This is a genomic window from Rhodococcus sp. OK302, from assembly GCF_002245895.1.
Classification (GTDB): domain Bacteria; phylum Actinomycetota; class Actinomycetes; order Mycobacteriales; family Mycobacteriaceae; genus Rhodococcus_F.
In genome coordinates, this window is record NZ_NPJZ01000002.1 from 326,596 (window position 1) to 344,572 (window position 17,977).

19 protein-coding genes and 4 pseudogenes are annotated in these 17,977 nt (G+C 62.3%); 10 read left to right on the forward strand and 13 right to left on the reverse strand.

What is annotated here, in order from left to right; genetic code table 11:
- Window positions 1–199 precede the first annotated feature (199 nt).
- Both BDB13_RS32450 and BDB13_RS29270 read right to left on the reverse strand, forming a co-directional pair.
- Window positions 200–349: a hypothetical protein gene (locus tag BDB13_RS32450; RefSeq protein ID WP_169637030.1), complete on the reverse strand. Its 150-nt coding sequence runs from the start codon at window positions 347–349 to the stop codon at window positions 200–202.
- Window positions 350–788: 439 nt separating this feature from the next.
- A pseudogene (locus tag BDB13_RS29270) lies at window positions 789–992 on the reverse strand (IS6 family transposase); the annotation flags it as partial.
- A gap of 25 nt (window positions 993–1,017) precedes the next feature.
- Here BDB13_RS29270 and BDB13_RS29275 point away from each other — a divergent pair.
- Window positions 1,018–1,452 carry an acyl-CoA thioesterase gene (locus BDB13_RS29275; protein WP_094275535.1) on the forward strand — a complete coding sequence of 145 codons (435 nt, stop codon included), beginning with the start codon at window positions 1,018–1,020 and terminating at the stop codon, window positions 1,450–1,452.
- A gap of 357 nt (window positions 1,453–1,809) precedes the next feature.
- Here BDB13_RS29275 and BDB13_RS32455 read toward each other — a convergent pair whose 3' ends face one another.
- The 3 genes from BDB13_RS32455 to BDB13_RS29290 form a co-directional block, all read right to left on the reverse strand.
- Window positions 1,810–2,010: a hypothetical protein gene (locus BDB13_RS32455; RefSeq protein WP_176459790.1), complete on the reverse strand. Its 201-nt coding sequence runs from the start codon at window positions 2,008–2,010 to the stop codon at window positions 1,810–1,812.
- 168 nt (window positions 2,011–2,178) lie between these two features.
- Window positions 2,179–2,976: a DUF1707 SHOCT-like domain-containing protein gene (locus BDB13_RS29285; RefSeq protein ID WP_094275918.1), complete on the reverse strand. Its 798-nt coding sequence runs from the start codon at window positions 2,974–2,976 to the stop codon at window positions 2,179–2,181.
- A gap of 29 nt (window positions 2,977–3,005) precedes the next feature.
- The gene (locus BDB13_RS29290; protein WP_094275536.1) at window positions 3,006–3,854 is read right to left on the reverse strand and encodes a DUF1707 SHOCT-like domain-containing protein; all 849 of its coding nucleotides are present in this window, start codon (window positions 3,852–3,854) and stop codon (window positions 3,006–3,008) included.
- A gap of 655 nt (window positions 3,855–4,509) precedes the next feature.
- Between BDB13_RS29290 and BDB13_RS31900 the strand changes: the two genes are divergently transcribed.
- The gene (locus BDB13_RS31900) at window positions 4,510–4,956 is read left to right on the forward strand and encodes a hypothetical protein (RefSeq protein WP_141210759.1); all 447 of its coding nucleotides are present in this window, start codon (window positions 4,510–4,512) and stop codon (window positions 4,954–4,956) included.
- Window positions 4,957–5,061: 105 nt separating this feature from the next.
- On the opposite strand, the gene BDB13_RS29300 is transcribed toward BDB13_RS31900, so the two are convergent.
- Both BDB13_RS29300 and BDB13_RS29305 read right to left on the reverse strand, forming a co-directional pair.
- Window positions 5,062–5,571, reverse strand: a complete 510-nt coding sequence (locus tag BDB13_RS29300; RefSeq protein WP_141210760.1) for a hypothetical protein — start codon at window positions 5,569–5,571, stop codon at window positions 5,062–5,064.
- Between the two features lie 301 nt (window positions 5,572–5,872).
- Window positions 5,873–6,247, reverse strand: coding sequence for a DUF4259 domain-containing protein (locus BDB13_RS29305; RefSeq protein WP_094275539.1), 375 nt, complete (start codon window positions 6,245–6,247; stop codon window positions 5,873–5,875).
- Between the two features lie 298 nt (window positions 6,248–6,545).
- Here BDB13_RS29305 and BDB13_RS29310 point away from each other — a divergent pair, with 298 nt between their 5' ends.
- The gene (locus BDB13_RS29310; protein WP_094275919.1) at window positions 6,546–6,989 is read left to right on the forward strand and encodes a helix-turn-helix domain-containing protein; all 444 of its coding nucleotides are present in this window, start codon (window positions 6,546–6,548) and stop codon (window positions 6,987–6,989) included.
- 132 nt (window positions 6,990–7,121) lie between these two features.
- Entirely contained in the window at window positions 7,122–7,310 is a 189-nt protein-coding gene (locus BDB13_RS29315) for a hypothetical protein (RefSeq protein ID WP_094275540.1), read from the forward strand.
- Between the two features lie 4 nt (window positions 7,311–7,314).
- Here BDB13_RS29315 and BDB13_RS29320 read toward each other — a convergent pair whose 3' ends face one another.
- Window positions 7,315–7,512: a hypothetical protein gene (locus BDB13_RS29320; RefSeq protein ID WP_094275541.1), complete on the reverse strand. Its 198-nt coding sequence runs from the start codon at window positions 7,510–7,512 to the stop codon at window positions 7,315–7,317.
- A 32-nt stretch (window positions 7,513–7,544) separates the two neighbouring features.
- Here BDB13_RS29320 and BDB13_RS31905 point away from each other — a divergent pair, with 32 nt between their 5' ends.
- A complete protein-coding gene (locus BDB13_RS31905; protein ID WP_141210761.1) occupies window positions 7,545–7,868 on the forward strand; it encodes a hypothetical protein in 324 nt (107 codons plus the stop codon).
- 90 nt (window positions 7,869–7,958) lie between these two features.
- Here the strand turns inward: BDB13_RS31905 and BDB13_RS29330 are convergent, their stop codons facing one another.
- The 3 genes from BDB13_RS29330 to BDB13_RS29340 all read right to left on the reverse strand — a co-directional run bounded on the left by BDB13_RS29330 (window position 7,959) and on the right by BDB13_RS29340 (window position 9,952).
- Window positions 7,959–8,144, reverse strand: coding sequence for an LPXTG cell wall anchor domain-containing protein (locus BDB13_RS29330; protein ID WP_094275543.1), 186 nt, complete (start codon window positions 8,142–8,144; stop codon window positions 7,959–7,961).
- A gap of 11 nt (window positions 8,145–8,155) precedes the next feature.
- Entirely contained in the window at window positions 8,156–9,163 is a 1,008-nt protein-coding gene (locus BDB13_RS29335) for a hypothetical protein (RefSeq protein WP_094275544.1), read from the reverse strand.
- Window positions 9,164–9,433: 270 nt separating this feature from the next.
- The gene (locus tag BDB13_RS29340; protein ID WP_094275545.1) at window positions 9,434–9,952 is read right to left on the reverse strand and encodes a hypothetical protein; all 519 of its coding nucleotides are present in this window, start codon (window positions 9,950–9,952) and stop codon (window positions 9,434–9,436) included.
- Between the two features lie 720 nt (window positions 9,953–10,672).
- On the opposite strand from BDB13_RS29340, the gene BDB13_RS29350 reads away from it, so the two are divergent.
- The 3 genes and pseudogenes from BDB13_RS29350 (at window position 10,673) to BDB13_RS33870 (ending at window position 13,170) form a co-directional block, all read left to right on the forward strand.
- On the forward strand, window positions 10,673–11,224 hold the full coding sequence (locus BDB13_RS29350; RefSeq protein ID WP_254923109.1) for a cytochrome C5: 552 nt from the start codon (window positions 10,673–10,675) through the stop codon (window positions 11,222–11,224).
- 72 nt (window positions 11,225–11,296) lie between these two features.
- Window positions 11,297–12,004, forward strand: a pseudogene (locus BDB13_RS29355) (IS6 family transposase).
- A gap of 198 nt (window positions 12,005–12,202) precedes the next feature.
- Window positions 12,203–13,170: pseudogene (locus BDB13_RS33870) on the forward strand (IS110 family transposase).
- An 839-nt stretch (window positions 13,171–14,009) separates the two neighbouring features.
- Here BDB13_RS33870 and BDB13_RS33700 read toward each other — a convergent pair.
- Window positions 14,010–14,599: pseudogene (locus BDB13_RS33700) on the reverse strand (TetR/AcrR family transcriptional regulator).
- Between the two features lie 95 nt (window positions 14,600–14,694).
- Here BDB13_RS33700 and BDB13_RS29370 point away from each other — a divergent pair.
- A complete protein-coding gene (locus BDB13_RS29370) occupies window positions 14,695–15,510 on the forward strand; it encodes an SDR family NAD(P)-dependent oxidoreductase (protein WP_094275547.1) in 816 nt (271 codons plus the stop codon).
- Between the two features lie 150 nt (window positions 15,511–15,660).
- The gene (locus BDB13_RS29375; protein ID WP_094275548.1) at window positions 15,661–16,368 is read left to right on the forward strand and encodes an IS6 family transposase; all 708 of its coding nucleotides are present in this window, start codon (window positions 15,661–15,663) and stop codon (window positions 16,366–16,368) included.
- 690 nt (window positions 16,369–17,058) lie between these two features.
- On the opposite strand, the gene BDB13_RS29380 is transcribed toward BDB13_RS29375, so the two are convergent.
- Window positions 17,059–17,556, reverse strand: a complete 498-nt coding sequence (locus BDB13_RS29380) for a hypothetical protein (RefSeq protein ID WP_094275549.1) — start codon at window positions 17,554–17,556, stop codon at window positions 17,059–17,061.
- Window positions 17,557–17,977: the final 421 nt, after the last annotated feature.

Sequence of the window (17,977 nt, forward strand, 5' to 3'; positions counted from 1 at the left end):
TTCAAGCCTTTCCGGACCAGGAACATACTCCAGTTTCGAATAGATGCCATTCCACGCAGCGAGATCGTCGTATACCCGCTAGCTGCGCATTGGAAAGCTCAAATATGGTGCCCCGTAATGAAATAAGAGAAGTCAGATGCAGATTTAGCGAGGACCTATCCAATCATGTCGATGCCTCAGCCCAGCAAAAGTCAAGGCTTCAACCAGCCTTCAACGTCGGCGCCGGATGGCACACATCGACAGGTTCACGGAAGATTCCAGGCGCCAAGCTCCACAAGGCCGGCATGTCGACCGGCACCTCCGAAGTTTCGGCGGCAACACTCACCAGAACCAGCATCAAACTAAACACCCCCTCCATCCACGTCGACTGGCTCACTGGCCGTGAGCTGGGCCTCATTGAACAGTCATCGAATGATGGATGTCAAGCCCGAGCTATCGATCGCTAAGTTTCCATCGTTGCTGACCAGCGGGTATGCGTTCGAACAAATTCTGTTACGCAGAGTTACATTCTGTACAAATATGGGAGTGCTCACCAGCAGAAAAGGCCGAGAGTCGCGCCTGTCGAACTTGCAGCGCAGCATTGCAATTGCGAAGGTTCCACCCGCCTCGGCAACCGACGCGGACCGTGAGGGATCTACGCGGTGCCGACCCACATAGCGCTGGTGATGACTGACCTCACGCAGTCCTTACTAAAACCCTCGAGGGGCACCATCACGTTGATTGAAAAGTGTAGCGGCACAGTTGATTGTTGAGATGCTGCTATGGAACACCTTCGGGTTGTTCACCTTTCAGGCGGCAACGACGTTCGCGGTGACTTCCCGCCAAACCGCGAAGCGGTCTGCCATCTCGGTACGCCATTCGACTGCTGTGAGTCGATGCCGGCCCGGCCGGAAGTGCGGCGAGATCGAACAGAACGCGGACAGGAACCGTTGCGCGTGCCCGACCGAGGTGAACCGTTTCATCGCCCGCTCTCACTGTCTGGTGGGTTGATGGGGCCAGCCGAGGAGATTTCCACCGATGACCGCCACCACCGCCCGCGCCTACACCTCGAATGTCGTCGTCCGGTGGTCCGATATGGACGCTTTCAAGCACGTCAACCATGCCCGCATGGTCACCCTCCTCGAAGAAGCTCGCACCGACTCACTGCTCTCCGCCGGCCCCGAAAGCGCGAACCTCTTCGGCACCTCCGTCGTCGCCGGGATCGAAGTCCGGTACCGCACCCCGCTCACACACTCCGACAGCCCACTCCCCGTCACGATGTGGATCGAGAAGCTCCGCACCGTAGACGTCACCCTCCGCTACGAGGTGCGCTCCGCACACACCGCACTGGACTCGAAACCTGCGGTCACCGCGACCACCCAGCTCGCGTTCGCCGACCCCGAAGCCGGAACGCTGCGTCGTCTGTCCGCCGACGAGCGGGCCGCGCTCACAGCGTGGACCCCAACAGACTGACCCCATCAGGCAGTGTCAACGAAGATTACATCGGCGGTCACCCAGAGCCAGAGGTCGAGACCTGTTCTGCCGTCACCTTTTCGGCGCGAACCCGAATACAGCCGAACTTGTGTACTACTGCACATTGACCAGTAAGGATTCTCGTCACGTTCCGGAACATCGTGTTGGATCCCGGACACTCTCGCACCGCTGGCTGCCTACGAGCTAGTCAGGACGGCTCCCTCGGCATGAAGACCAGCGGGTGAGGACAAAACTCGGACCCCGCCGACCTTGTGCGTCAGGAGATGGCGAGTCTCCTGTGACAGTGAGCCCGTCCTGGTCGTAGAGCGGAACAGTCCGATGATTCGATCCTTCATTTCAGATCCGTTCTCGCCCCTCGGCCGGGCCGGCTCGCATTCCATTCGTCGATGGATCAGCCCGATATCGGGCAGTGCCGTTGCACAGCTTCGCCGTGTCCGCGATGAGCTGGGCCGAGTCGGCGTAACCGCCGCCTCGGGTGATCGTGTAGCCGAGTTGACGGGCGGCGGCGTCGATCGTCGGGGAGTGCGGGATGTGCACGGGGAGCGACAACTCGGGTCGGGCAGGAAAAGCGTCGGACGCACGTTCGAAGACGGCGACTGCCGTGCCGCCCGCGAACCGCCCACGGTGGACGATCCCGTCGACGGTGTCGTGGGCGCGGTGAATGGTGCGTGCCCAGTGCTGCGAGAGGACATGAGGGGCAAGAAACTACTGGTCGCTTCGGTAGACGCTGCGGATGGTGCCGTCGAAGCCGACCGTCAGGAAGCCGTGCGCACCCGTGTCCTCGTTCCGCAGGTAGATGCCCACGGCCGGTCCGTCGTCCCCGCGGTCTGCGATCAGGTAGACGTCGGTCGGGTCGCCCACGCCGAGCGTGCGATCGGCGCCGTAGAGCAGCCCGATCAGCCGGGGAACGTTCAGGAGCAGCTCCGCGAGGTCGACGGGCACGCCCTCGGTGCGGTTGGGCGACGTTCCGTCGTTCGTGATCCGGACCTGCCCACCCTCCACCTCGTACCGGTACGACTGCTCGCGGCCGGGTTGGCCGGGAACCGGGCGCGAGAACGTCGCGTACGCGGGGTAGACGGTTAGCCGGTCGACCTGCGAGTCGTCCAGGTGGTGGGCGATCTCGTCGAGCATCCGCCCGAAACCCGCCGCAGTGGTCAGTTCCGCTGGCGCTCCAGCCGTGGTGGCGGCCGGATCGTCGTTGTTCCGACCCGACGTGATCACCACGATTCCGCACACCAGGACGACAACAGTCGCGAGCGCGACGGCCCAGCGGGTGCTCCGCGGCGGTGACGGCGTGGTCACGCTCTCCCGCAGATCCGCAGGCAGCTGCAGGTCCCGCACGAGTCGGTCGAGGTCGGCCAGCGTGCGCGCCGACCGGGTCGCCTCGGTCCGATTTCGGTGCTCGACATCGGTCAGCTGGCCATCGACGAAGGCCGAGTCGAGGGCGTCGCGCACGGCGTCGCGGTCGACGTCGCGGGCGCGCAGCCGCGTTGTCGCAGTCATGGGGCGGCGACGATTCCGCACGATCATCATCATCCCTCGGCCGGGGAGACGTTGACGACCGAGCCGTCCAGACGCGTGTCGACGGATCCCGATCGGTCCGCGTCGTCCTTGAACAGGACGGTGACCAAGCCTTCGGTTGGCGAGTCCGGGCGTACGAAGATGTACTCCACCCTTCCCAACGGCATCCCGACACGGTTCGCCCCCGTCGCGATCACGTCGCCGAGCCGGTCCACGTCGAGGGCCGCGAGGTCGACGGTGGCGGTGTCAAGGGGCCGTGACTCCGGATCTCTCGATGTGGAGAAGCCGGCGCGGAAGCTCCAATCCTGTTCGCGGTGCGGCTGGTCCTCCAGCATCCGGGTCACGAACACGTAGCTGGAGTAGAAGGTCACCTGGTCCACCCGCAGATCCCCGCCGAACTTCGCTCCGAGCTGACGCACGAATTCGCGGACTCCGTCGGCGGTGAGGGGATCGATCGGCTCGATCACGATTGGCTGTGGCTCGCCCGCCGGGATCGGCGCAGAGGCGGGAGCTTGCCGGGCGACACCGGTGGTGGGCGCCGCGTAGTCCCCGCGGGTGGCGAAGGCCAGTGTTCCGCCGACCGCCAGGACCGCGGCGACGGCGGCGGCCACGACGCGTCCGGGAACCCGGCGCCGCGGCGCCGGCGCCCGGGTGGCCTCGACGAGATGCTCGGGGATCTGCAGTTCCGAGACCAGCGTGTCGAGTTCACCGAGCGTCTTGGCCTTCATCGCCGCGGCGGTGCGTACCTCGTACTCGGTGGGATCGAGCTGTCCCTCACCGTATCCGGCGTCGAGCAACCCGCATGTCTGGGCGCGATCGATGTCGCGCGCGCGAGTTCTGGAGGAATCCTGCTCAGGCACGCAGGTGATACTAGGAAACCGTTCGGAATCTTGTCCACCCGCCTCCGGACCGATCCAGCACCGACCCGTCAATACCTTATGTCCGTCCCCACTGCGGACCCGGCGCGGCCTCACCTCGGGCGACAAAACGACTCTCCAATGACTGGATTGAAGAATCTGCGTCAGGGCAGCCTGCTTGCAGATCGCTCAGCCAATAGGGCTGCCACGCTAACCCAGCGCATGAACTCGAAGGAAGAGACTGCCCCTACCGGTGCCCGACATCAACTACCCATATCACCTCAGATTTCTATTGTCATCCGCCGGCGACCGGTACGAAATCGTCTGGAACCGTCGCCGTTGGTGTCGCCGGGAGTGGACCGATGGGATAGCACTCGATCAGTGCTGGACGTTGAAACGTCACTGCGGCTACGTGTACCTCATCTCCACCGCGTTCGGACGCAACAAGCCCGCCGGCATGTACTTGCGGAGGGTCCCGGAGCGCGGAGGTCCGAGCATCTGCTCGCGGGCACCGTCGTCGGCAGCGACCCACGGCGGGGCCAGGGTGCCTCGGACTGTTCACACTCATCGCCTTCTGATCGTGCTCATTGACCCGCTTGTCGCCCCCCTGCATGCTCGTCTCGGAGACGCTGGCGTATCGATCCCTATGATGTTGGGCATGTTCGAGTTCGTACTCTGGGGCTCCACTGGGCTCCTCGTCGCGGGGCTCCTCGCATTCTGGTGGCGTCAAGACGCCCGAGAACGCAGGGAGGCCGAGCTCTTCAAGCGGTGGGCCAACGCGACGGTCTGGAACAGCGATCCATCGGCGAGGATCGTGGTGATATCTCGGACGGATGTCGCCTCGCTCAGCGACGGCGTCGTGGAGATCGAAGTGGTCTTGACCTCAGACTCGCCGGTAGTCGCGGAAGCGGGATGGTATCTCCTCATCGCGGGTTGGACGGATGCTCAAGACCGTGCGAAACGTGGCGAATCCATTGTGTTCGGGCCCGCTGAGATCCTCGACTCGTTCCCACCCCACACGCCTGAGCTCGTAGATCGACTGAGGGGGCGCGGGGATCGACCGCCTCGCCTCGCGAGTCGACTGCTCGGACTCAGGGGACTCTAGGGCGTGTCTCCTGCTGCGTTGAGCCAGGCCATGATGGCTCGGAGAACGGCTCCGCGCGGTACGTGAGGGCGAGTTTGTCGTAGCGGGTTGGGGCGGGAGCGGCGATCACTGTCCGGATCGCCACTGCAGTCGATAGCGGGACTTCAGTGTCTCTTCTGACTTCTCGTCGCCAGCCACAGCGGGGTCGACAAGATATCCGGCCGCGATACCCAACCCAACGCCAATGGCAGCGACGATTCCCATGGCAGCCAGATGCACCGACGACGCGGATGCATCCGGAAGATGTCGCTGACCAGACACGATCACCATTGGCATCCCACTCAAGACGACACTTAACATCACTGCCAAGCCCGTACACACACGGCGTGCCCCACGATCACTGGTGATGGTGGCGAGAAATCCCACCGCGCCGGGTACCACCACTCCTGCTGCGAAGAGACCGTAGAACGACACCAATGAATTCGTATTTGTCACACCTGTCGAACCCCATTGAACAGCAACCGGATTCGGAAGGATTTCCACCCACGAAAGCGTGACGCACCACATGAGTACGTAGAAGACCAGCGGACCCACCAACGCCAGTACCCGGAGTCTGACCATCACCGACCTACCCACTGCACATCCTTCACAACCTGACGCTGGCCGTCGCGATCGACTTATTCGCAGGATACTTTCCCCTTTCGGCAGACCGATCAAACTCGGTTGTCTCTTCACAAGGGGCCTTCGATGAGTTCGAGCAGCTGGGTGAGGAGCCGGTCGGCTCGATCCTCAATCTCGTTGGAGACCGATGTGACAGTGCCCGATCGAAGTAGACAAATCTGCCGGAAATTTCGCGCTCTGCATCATCACGACCACACCCACAAACGGATTGAGGCCGAAGCAACTACGGCCAGCAGACGGTCCGCCTCCGCACCGCTCAGACCCGCTCCCGCTCGGCGGCGACAGCAACCGCCCGCTCGAAGGTACGGACAAGCACCGCCCGACGCTCAACCTTGTAATCGTCGTTCGGCTCGAGTTCGTCGATGTACCCGTCCCACACACACAGATATCGGTCGCGCCAGTCGATCAGCACAGTCGTCGACGGAAAGGTCACACCGACCCGTCGGGTCTCGGCAATCTCGGTGAGGATCTCGAGCCACGCCGGCACCATCTCCCCGCCCCACTCGTCCGGCTCCAAACTCGAGTCGTCCTCGAACTCCGCGGTGATGTCGTCGACGATCCGGCCGGTCAACATTCCCAACCCATCCGCGACGGTGTCACTGTCGAAGTTTCCTGAACCCCAGACGCCCATACGCCCTCCCTTACCGCTCGCGTCGATTGCCGGTCGAGTCTATGTGGGCGCCCCGAGGAGAACTCGACAGACACACTCTGTTGCTCGACTCGGCACGCTGACTCTCTCGGGAACCGCGCGAGCTCTCTCGGGCACCGCGCGAGGATACGGCGGACCTCTGCTCACCGGAGTATCGATCGATTCCGTCGACGTGCAGCCCGCCGCCAGCGTCACCGGCGAACCAGCCCGCACTGCACGCCCACCTCGTCGGTATCCTCACTCGAACACAGAAGGAGACGACGAAGGAAATGAGTCGATAATGGTCGGGCGAGTAGCCAGCGAAAACGTCTTTCAGATTCGATTGAACGAGTTGTTCGCCGCCGCGAATCGGCGGCCGACCAACAGGGCAGTGGCGAAAGGACTTCTGGCACAAGGATGCCGGGTCTCGACGCCATATCTCTCGCAGTTGCGTAACGGAGTACGCGATAGCCCGTCCGACGAAGTCGTGACCGCGTTGGCCGACTACTTCGCCGTCTCCCCCGACTACTTCTTCACCATCCCCTGGTCCGGTGATCGAACCCGCGCACAGGCCTCGGACACCGACATCGTCGAATATCTCGATGACCTGGCACTCAAAGAGCTCCTACGGACTGCGAACGGACTCTCCGCAGTATCGCTGGAGCTGCTCAACAATATGGCCACCAAATTCCGCATCTCCGATCACCGCCGCGCGGTCCCAGCAGATTCACCGTCTTACGACTGACTATTCGAAGGAGCAGTCGGACGCCGCCACACTACGTCGGAGAAGTAGGCCTGGCGCTGCTTTCCGCATCGGTTCCAACACACCACCGCGCCACCAACCAGCCCAGTGAGCTGCAGCTGATGGGGTTCGAGCATGGTGGCGAGCACCCACGCACAATCGATCCTCGACGAGAAGATCGACGAATACTCGACGCTGATGCGGGTGAGCCACCAAAGCGGCCAGAGAAACTTCACCGACGACTATCTCGTCATGCTCGGATTCGGCTCTCGCAGGAAGAACATGTGTGTGGCCAACGCCGCGATCGCCCGTGAATTGTCGTGATCGGTTACGCCATGTCGGGCAGTTCGTCGGCCCGCACTCGCGATGCCCGTAGAAGCAGAAGACCAGCGGCAACGACGATCAGCATCAAAACCGCCGCACCGGTAACGGGAAATCCGGTGAAGGCCAAACTACCGGCACCGCCCATCAAGGCCACTCCGCCACCTGCGGCGGGTCCCCCGCCGACACCGAGCCCTGTGTACATCCGACATCCTCTGTTCCCACCACGGTTCGTGCTTGGTGTCCATTGGCGCCGCGAAGACGCCGACTCGACGCGGTGCGGGGCCGGCCAGCGGGGTTGGTGCGGGGCCGGCGGGCGGGCATTGGTGCGCGACGCCGCAGTCCAGTCACGGTCCCCCGCCCAGCTACATCGGGGCCCGGTCCGCCGCCGGCACGCCCTCCGCCGCGGGAGGAGCACCCGCGACGATGCTGCGCTCGGCATTGCGCTTGGTCTTCACCCAATCGCTCTGCCTACTCACGCGTCCGAACGCGATCACCGCGGCCAACATCACGATCAACCGGATCGACCTGCTCACCGACACCACTACCGGCTTCACTTAGGAGCTTCGGTCACGTCACAAACGATCGAACCGTACGCAGCCGCAGAGTCTTCGCCGCCAGATGCAGACCGAGTTCATTCGTTCTACTCGATCAGCCCACTGCAGCTTTGCGACGGCGGACCACGACGAACCCGCCCGCACCGAGCGCCAGTACTACGCCCACAACACCCGCGACAGCAGGGCTGATCAGTGGTACCGCTGCGGTCTCGGCCGCTGTGTTCTCCAGGCACAGCGGAGCCCCCGCACAAGAAGCAGGGATGTTCGCCGGCTCCGCCATCACCGTGGGGTTTAGGTCTGTTGGTAGATCACTGTTGCTACCTGGCAGCCTGGGCAGGCTTGCACGTACCAGATCCCCTCGGCGCCATCGACGACCAGACAGTTCAGCGGTATCCACGCCAGATGACGCATGATGTTCGCGCAGTCTGGGCAGGCCGCGTATTCCGCGTCTTGGAGCCACATCGGTTGACCGCCGATGATCGGCACCTCGGCGACGTCGGCCTGGGCGCGCCAGGGGCCGAACGCCACGGGATCGGGAGACCAGGTTTGGTTCATCGTTTCCTGATAGTCGCCCCGGTCGTGATCGGGCGTACCGGTCACGTCCAGCGTGTTTGTGCCATCCAGCGGGTAGCGGACCCAGATGGTGACTCCGGTGCCGAGGCTGCCGGCCGCATCATTGAACATGCTGCACCACGCGCAGGCGGGAATCCGCAACATTCCTGGCAGGCCTAGAAAGTCGAATTGTGCGTTTGTGCCGTCCAGCGTGAGGGCGTTGACAAGGCTCGCACCGCACGAGGGGCAGAGCTCCAGAAGCAGGCCGCCGATGGTGGCGCCAGTTTCGGGGTCGGAAGCCTGGCGGGTGGCGACTGTGCCGGGGAAGGTCAACTCCCGGCGCACGCCCGGGCCGCCGAGGGTCCAACCCGCTTGGTGTGCGTATGTTCTCGGGCCAACATGCAGCAACGCCTGCCAGGGATGCGGAGTGTCCTCCCACGCGTGGAATCGTTCGACGACAGTCGCGTCGCCGACGAATGCCAGCGCAAGAAGCAACTGGTTCGCGTCGCCGGCATCTGTGCTTTGCTCGAGACGCGAGAGGAGGATGTCGCGGTTCGCCGCAGAGGCATCCTTGTTGAAGAACGGAGGCCAATACTCTGCCGCCGCTGAGGCAACCACTGCGGCCGTGTTCAGATCACGCAACGCGACGAGGTTCGCAAGCTCAGAATCTGTCGCCGCGTCCGGACGGCGGTCGCCGTCGAAGAGTTCATCGAAACGCTGATCCGCCTGGTCCGCGGTCAACGCCATGATGGCGTCATACGTGCGCAGATTCTGACACTTCCAACACTCGCCATTACCAAACGTCAGCTGTGCACAGGTCGGGCATGGGTGCCGACGTCCACTCATCGCTTCCATCTCCTTCTACCCCAAACCGGTCATGGCCCAGAATGCGAACACGAGAGCGCCACGCACGGCACCCAACCGCATATCGGTGAGGGTCACAGTCTGCCACCGCGGGCATGACTGCTAGGTGCGGGAACGACCGACTTGGGTGCGCACAGTCGTGTGCACACTGGCTCACTCAGTGAAGAGCGATTTCCACAGCCGCGGATTGAGGGGCGCACGGTGGCCGGCAAGCGTTTCGAGAAGATGACCGAAGCTTGCCGTGAATGGAACTGATTCCTCGAACTCCGGTTCCTCCCCGTGCACCACACTGCCGGCGCCGGCGCCGGCTGTCACGAGCGCGAGGAAGGAATACCCGTTCCTCACCGATAAGAGGATCGGAAGATGACGATCCCAGAACCGAACTACGGCCGATGCTTCCTCAGCTGTCTCCGCGGCGTCCAAGCTGATCAGCTCGAACTCATTCCACGCAAACACGTCGCCATCTGCCCCCACATAGTCACTCGCAGAAAGGAACCACACGGTTTCGTCTGCGCTCGACAGGCGTGCAAATGATGTCCACCAGGTCAAGAAATCCGGTGTAATCGCCTCATAACGAGAAAGTGGCATAGCCACCCCGCTATCGTCCGCTGCCTCCCGCATCCACCTAGCGGCACGCAACGCGGCAATCGCGTTCTCAGCAGGATCCGTCATTTCAGCAGTCTATGCAGACAACTAATCGCATCGAAACGGCTGGAACTCTGACGCCCGCAGCCCGACAACATTGCGTCGATATGGAATGGCGTACACGTGCGTGGTTCGTTCTTAGTCAACTCTCACGATGAGCGGAGTCAGCCCTCCCGATTCCTTGACAGCAGATTACGCGTTCATTGTCACTGCGCTGATTCGGAAATTGCCCACGTTCCACTGCCGCATTTCTTCGGCAGCGGCATCGTCGCAGAGGAACCAACTCGACATGTACGGGTGCTTGCCGCTCGGGGCTGGCCGTTGCGTAACGACGTCGCGAGGTCGAGATGACTGCTCCCCTTGCGGTGCCGGTCGAGACAAAGGTAGCCCCGCGTTTTCTGCGGAGTGAATCCGTCGGGGCGTTGGTAGTGGCCTTCGTGCGAGCTGATCACTTCCCAGCGCCATCCTCGTGGCAGCAGATGGGATGTGATGTCGACGGAGTCGGAATCCCCTAGATACATCCCGCGCGGAGTTTCCATCTCGAAGATCAAGGTCGAGCAGCTGACCGAAGGCGGCCGCGAGTGGTACCGGCCCTGATCGAAAGCCCTTCACCCTCACTCACTGTTTCCGAGCCGTTCGGTACCGCATGTCCGGGCGGAGTGTTGCGCGCTGACCTCGATTGCCACGATCATGGTCCAAGGAATCCCGGCCACGATTCCCGAGATGGAGTCGACGAGAGGCACAACTGTGAGCGATACCGAACACACCGATCATGCGGGAGGTCTTGCTGCACTTCGTCATGCGCTCGATGAGAGTGGGCTTCTGGCGGACCTTCAGGACGAGGACGGGTTCGTTGTCGGCACTGCTCCGGTACCGGCAGCCGACGCGCACGTGAACGTCAATGTCGACCCTGAAATCGACGAGTACTCCGACATCGACACTGCAGCACTGCTCGCCGCGGTCGAACGGATTCTCTGCGTCGACGTTCCTCAGTGGCAGCGCATCGTGGACACCATCGCCGCGGAGATCGAAGACGCGGTCGGAGACCAGCCTGTCGAGGAAAAGACACCGTTAGGTGACGATCTGATCCTTCGCTCGATCGTTGTTTTCCGCGACGCAACGCTTCTCTCGTTAGAAGCGCCGAAACAGTTTCCCGACAGCTGGATTCGCGTGCAACTCGATGACGACCTCAGCGTCGACGGTGTCGCTGTGGACGACAAGGACGCCGATGCCAAGGTGTTCGAGTTCGCTTCGCTGGACGATCTTCTCGACGATCTCAGTTCTGCCGATGGCAGTTAGCGTCCCGGCGACGCGCGCGCAGCTCGCCCGGAGGCACTGTCAAGTTGTTGAAAATGCCTGATCTGAGATGATCTGCGGGTGTCTTCGACGTACAAGGGGTTCCGGTTTCCGCGGGAGATCATCTCTCACTGCGTATGGCTCTACTACCGGTTCACGCTTTCGTTCCGCGAGATCGAGTTACTCATGGCTGAGCGTGGGGTCGAAGTGACGTACGAGACGATCCGCACCTGGTGAGCGCCGTTCGGCACCGAGTACGCCCGCATGTTATGGCAGAGAGCACCCCGTCCTGGTGACAAGTGGCATCTCGACGAGGTGTTCATCAAGGTCGGCGGGGTGCGGAAGTACTTGTGGCGAGCGGTGGACCAGCACGGGAATGTTCTCGACATTCTGATCCAAGGAAAGCGGGATGGGGAGGCTTCGACCAGGTTCTTCCGGACACTGTTGAAGCAACAAGGCTGTCGGCCGCGGGTGCTGATCACCGACAAGCTCCCCAGTTATCAGGTCGCGCACCGGAAGACGATGTCGACGGTAGAGCACCGGCAAAACAGGTATTTGAACAATCGAGCCGAGAACTCCCACCAACCAACCCGGCAACGCGAACGCGCAATGAAAGGGGTCCGCACTGTCGGCTCAGCACAACGATTCCTGGCTCCGTTCAGCCGCATCTCTCCGCACTTCCGACCGCCCCGTCACCGGATGACCGCCACCGATCACCGCACCGAAATAGTCGACCGATTCCAGGTGTGGGATCAGGTCACCGTGCGGACCCCGGCAGCCTGAACATCGCTCCGTCGCTTCCCTTCTACACCCGAAAACAGCTGCACCCCAAACAACTTGATGCGATGTAGGAGCGGGGCCTCCCGCTCTCGTGGTTCCCGGCGAATGCTGGGGGTGTCACTTCAACGATGGAGGAGGGCTCTTATGGACGAGTATGACGGAAAACAGGTTGTCGGGATCGATCTGCACCGGCAGTGATCGGTGATCGTCCGCCAGACGGCGGAGGGTGAACAATTATCGGCGGTACGGATCGTCAACGATCCGGTGGCGTTGGGCTTGCAGATCCAAAATGCCGGCCCGAACCCCGAGGTCGTCCTCGAGGCCGCCTACGGCTGGTACTGGGCAGCCGATACCCTGGAGGCGGCAGGCGCGAACGTGCATCTGGCACACCCGTTGGGTGTCAAAGGATTCCGATACCGGAGGGTCAAGAACGATGTCCGCGACGCCGCTGACCTGGCGGATCTGCTGCGGATGCACCGACTCCCCGAAGCCTGGATCGCCCCGCCCGCCACACGCGAGTTGCGGGAACTGGTGCGCTACAGGGTGAAGCTCGTCGCGCTGCGCTCCGGGCTCAAGGCGCAGGTGCGCTCGGTGCTCGCCAAGGCGGGAGTCCTGATCCCCGTGTCGGATCTGTTCGGTGTCACCGGCCGCTAGCAGCTGGCGCGGGTGCCGCTCGCCGACGCGTACGCGCAGCGCGTGGCGTTGTTGCTGCACCTGATCGATGTACAGGGCGCCGAGGAATCCGTGTTCACCGGCCGGATCGGTGAGCAGTTGGGGGACACGACGGCTATCGGGCGATCCAGGCGTTGCCCGGGGTCGGGCCGATCCTGGCAGCGATCTTGGTTACCGAAATCGGCGACGTCACCCGGTTCGCCGGCCCGCAGCGGTTTTGCTCGTGGGCCGGGTTGACACCGCGCCACTACGAGCCAGACGCCGTGGTGCACCGCGGGCATATCACCAAACAAGGCAGCAAAATCGTCCGCTGGGCCGCCGTGGAGGCGATCCAGCGTAAGACCACCGCCAAGATCGCTGCCGATCGGATGCGGATCGAAGCTCGTCGTGGCGAGAACATCGTGAAGATTGCCGCGGCTCGAAAACTGCTCACCCTCGTCTATTACGGGCTGCGCGACGGGCATATCCGCGCACTGACCCACAGTGGGGCGGCGTGAGCACCCCGGGCGCAACACGTGCGCGGCCGCTGCATTGTCTGACCCCTGCCTCGGCGGCGTGGTCGCCAACTTGATTGACCCCGCGTGTTGCTTCGTCGTATCGCTCCGTGCCCGCCCCCGGCCGGGCGAAGGGATGACCGGCAGCCGAGGAAGCTCGGCCCTGCCCAACCCCACACCGCACTGGAGACGTTGCACCACAACCACATACAGAAATCGAATCGCGATTCTGACCCTCGCCGTTCTCAGGCTCGTACCAGTCTGCGCCGGGCCGGGCCACCATCGAGACCATTCGATCTCGCTGAGGCTGCGGGCGCTGTGTCTTGGCCCCCGGCCCTCACAGCGCTGCCCGCATGGAGCCGAAACCCCGTAAAACGCCACCCTTGACAAGGCCCCGCTCCTACAGGGATGACAACGCCCCGAAACATGCGGGATTGCCCGACTCGAAGTGCACCGCGATGCGATCTCCCACACCCTCGACAAGGCTGTAGGACCCAACGGGCACAGCATGGACCTCTGCCAGATCGGGACTGTCGGCCAGCATGACACCAGATTCCGGTGTTGATACAAGTGTTGGTGTCGGATATCCGGTCAGCGACTTTCTCACCAAGTTTGTCGGAACGGACGGGCGATGTCCTGTAGAAGGGTCTTTCTCGTTCGAGCCGGCGCCCGAACACCCGGTCGTCGATAGCATGAGAAGAAATCCAACTGTCAAGGGACGCATCGCCTGACCCTACCCATCACGTACGAACAATTGCGGCATTCACTCCTTGCGAAGCTGTCCGAATCTCAAGTGCGAGTGCATATTCCCGCTGAGGGTGCAATCACCGCGGCCGGCTATCTCATCGATCCACCCAAAACACATCGGAGGCTGCTCGAACCACCTCGGCAACAGGTACTCCATTCAGCATCCCACCCACGGCCAGGGTGGCGATACCGTGGAACGTGGCAAACGCAACCAACGCAATTCGCTCGGGATCGCCTGCGCCGATCTCACCCACAACCTGCGCTTCTGCAACCACACGCACCGTCAAGTCCATCGCGGCATGACCGGCGGCAACCACATTTTCGGCCGCACCGGGCGCGTGTTTGTTGCTGTACATCAGTGCCAACAGCTGAGGATACGCCATGGCAAATCCCACGTAGGACTCGGCAAACTCCGAAAACCGTTCCCGCGCAGTCGGTTTTGCACTGGATGTCGCGCGTTCCAGCACACTCGTCAGCCTGAGGAAACCGACTTCGGCAAGCGCGTCGAGTAAAGCCTGGCGATCACGAAATGTTTGGCCGGTGCACCGTGACTGACACCCGCGTCACGGGCAAGTTGCCTCAGCGACAGCTTGTCGACGCCGCCTTTTTCGAGCGTCACCTCGGCCAGCGACAGCAACTCCTGCCGCAGGCTTCCGTGGTGATACGGCTGTTCGGTACCAGACATTGCTGCATCCTATCAAAATGTAGGCATTGACAACTATGGTGTCAGTGCCTACATTCGGAAGAGTCCCCAGAACGAAGCCCACCCAAGGAGCAACAATGTCGCTGGACGTAGCCGGAACCACCATCCTCATCACGGGTGCAAGCGCCGGCCTCGGGGTCGAGTTTGCCCATCGATTCGCCGGTCGCGGCGCAAATCTCGTGCTTGTCGCCCGACGCGCTGATCGCCTCGAAGCCCTTGCCGTCGATCTCAGAGACACTCACGGCGTAACCGTCACTGTCTTGCCCGCAGATCTCACGCAACCCGACATAGCCCAGGCCCTACGAAGTGACTTGGCCGGTCGAGGAATTACCGTCGACTCCTTGATCAACAACGCCGGATTCGGAACTCACGGGGCGTTTAACGAAGAGAACCTCGAGCAGGTCCGGTCAGAAATTCAGCTGAACGTCACGACACTGGTCGAACTGACGCACACATTCCTGCCGGACCTACTCGCCGGACGCGGCGCGCTCGTCAACATCGCGAGCACCGCATCATTTCAGCCGACGCCAGGCATGGCCGTCTATGGTGCATCCAAAGCGTTTGTTCTCAATTTCACGGAAGCTCTGTGGGCCGAAGCGCGCGGAACCGGCTTGACCGTGCTGGCTGTCTGCCCCGGCCCGACAAGAACGGAGTTCTTCGATGTCGTCGGATCCGAGGAAGCAGCGGTCGGTCGTATGCAAACCGCAGCTCAGTTGGTAGACACAGCTTTCCGTACATTGGACCGTCGCAGTGCACCGCCGAGCGTCGTATCGGGCCTACCCAACTGGGTGTCCTCGATCAGCACGCGATTTGCCACACGCAGACTGGGCGCATTGATCTCAGGTCGCCTACTCGGAGACATCCGGATGAAGTCCATTCTCAGCGCAAAATAGAACGACGATCACGGCAAGGCAGGCGTCGACGGTTCGGACAGCGCTGTCACGTTGTGGAGCTTGCCGCAACTGGGAGAATCAGTGGCGTGAGCACCGCTACCCCGCTCCTACATCGCATCAAGTTGTTGAGATCCGCTGATCTGAGATGATCTGCAGGTGTCGTCGACATACAAGGGATACCGATTTCCGCGGGAGATCATCTCCCACTGTGTATGGCTCTACCACCGGTTCACCCTCTCGCTCTGCGAGATCGAGCTGCTCATGGCCGGACGTGGGGTCGAGGTGTCGTACGAGACGATCCGCGCCTGGTGTGCCCGGTTCGGGCCCGAGTACGCTCGCAGGCTGCGGCGGAGGGCGCCCCGACCTGGTGACAAGTGGCACCTCCACGAAGTATTCTTCAAGGTCCGCGGGGCACGGAAATACCTGCGGCGGGCAGTCGATCAGCACGGCAGCGTGCTCGACGTATTGATCCAGGACAAGCGGGAGAGTAAGGCTGCGACCAGGTTCTTCAGGAAAATATTAAAGAAACAGGGTCGTCGGCCACGGGTGCTGATCACCGACAAACTCCCCAGCTACCAGGTCGCACACCGCACCACCATGTCGACGGTCGAGCACCGGCAGAACAAATACTTGAACAATCGGTGCGAGAACTCCCATCAACCCACCCGGCAACGCGAACGCGCGATGAAAGGGTTCCGCTCTATCGGTGCAGCGCAACGGTTTCTGGCAGCGTTCAGTCGCATCTCCCCACACTTCCGGCCACCCCGTCACCGGATGACCGCCACCGATCACCGCGCCGACATGGCCGCCCGATTTCAGGTGTGGGATCACGTTACCGAATTGGCCCCGGCAGGCTGAGCACCGCTCCGCTGAAGGCCTGCTGCACCCGAAAACAGTTGCACTCCAAACAACTTGACAGCGCCGGTTCGATATCGCCGAGATCTCCGACCCGTCCCGATGGGAAAGCCTTCCCCGCCGCAAACCGCTAGCACTAAAGTCGGATCTCTGAGCAAACAGCTCCGGCAGGCTCCACAACCGGAATACGCTTGAGGGGATTCGGCGTCAAACTCACCCCGCTACGTCCGCATCCAGCGTTCCGGGGAATGCATGGCCGGATAGTGAGATCTTCCTTAGTCTCGCCGGGACCCGACCAGCGCCGCGCGCAACGTGCCAAAAAATTCGTGAAAGACATGCCAGACAATCTCGAGAGTCACAACTGCCGGATCATCTACCGGCCGGCATCGGACAGTTGTCACCAATTCTTTCGTCGACACGATCACGCATACGGGGCGGTATGCAGCCGCGACCGCGTGTCGTCAGCGGCCGGAGTGTGCGGTGTGGCGGGCCCCAATTTCCCTGTTGGTGCCTGCCACACCGCTCCCCGCGCCTGAGCGGGAGTGCTGAACGTGTGAGTGTGCCGGTGACCATACCGGCGTCACACACTCAGCGGGCCGATGCAGAGCATCGGACGAGGTCAAGGATATCCTCAGCCACCGACCAGGCAGCATTCAGACCAGGCAGCTTTCACCCGAGAACCGATGCCACCCTTCACGGTTCGGTCGGTTCGGCGGTGAGCACCTGTGCGCGGATGACGCGGTAGCGGCTCAGCAGATCGGTCATCGCCTCGTCGGGGTGTGCCAGCTCCGGCAGGTCACAGCCTTCCCGCAGTAGCTCGTCGGTGAATTCGATCTGTTGACGGCATTGACGCAACATGGTTGCGGTCACAGGCTTTTCGCCGAGCTTGCGGGTGAGGTAGTCGATGTGGCCGCCGAGACTGTGTCCGGGATTTTGGATTCCGCTGCCGCCGCGGCGTGTCGAGATCATGTCGATCCAGTCGGCGAGTTCGCCCCGCGCTGCCTCGTTGTCCACTGCCGTCTGTAGGGACGCATCGACAGCGGCCGGGGAGGTGATGTCGGTGCACGGGTGGCCGTGGCGGGCGAAGATGTCGACGAGCTGGCGGTTGGCGAGTTCGTCGCGGCGACTCCACCACCAGGATGTGCGGAGGAAGACGGCCGCAGATGGTGGCATGGGCGCTGTGTTGGTCATGTGAACCTTTCGGCGGCGAGATCATGTGGGGGGATGTGTGTTTCACGGGGTTGCACGCATTCGAAAGCGTAACGTGGCTCGAGGATTAGCCACGTTGCGCCGACGGGCCCCTGATCGGAGCGCCGTCCGAGAGTCGGGCGCGTTCGGTTGGTCGGGGTACCGACGAGCGGAACGGCACAGTGTTCCCAGAATTTTTCCAGGAGGATGGCCGGCGATCGGTTCGCGTATGTGTCCACGAGCATCCTATGCTGGCCTGGTCAAAACTGTTGTCATCCAGAGCCGTTTGTTCGGATCGCCCTCCGGGAGTTCAGGATTAGGCGAAAGTTCGTAGAGGCCGAGGGCTTGGGGCACATTCAGATGCTGCAATCGATCATCTCACCGACAGAGGGATTCGCATCGAGATATTCATAAATCACACTGC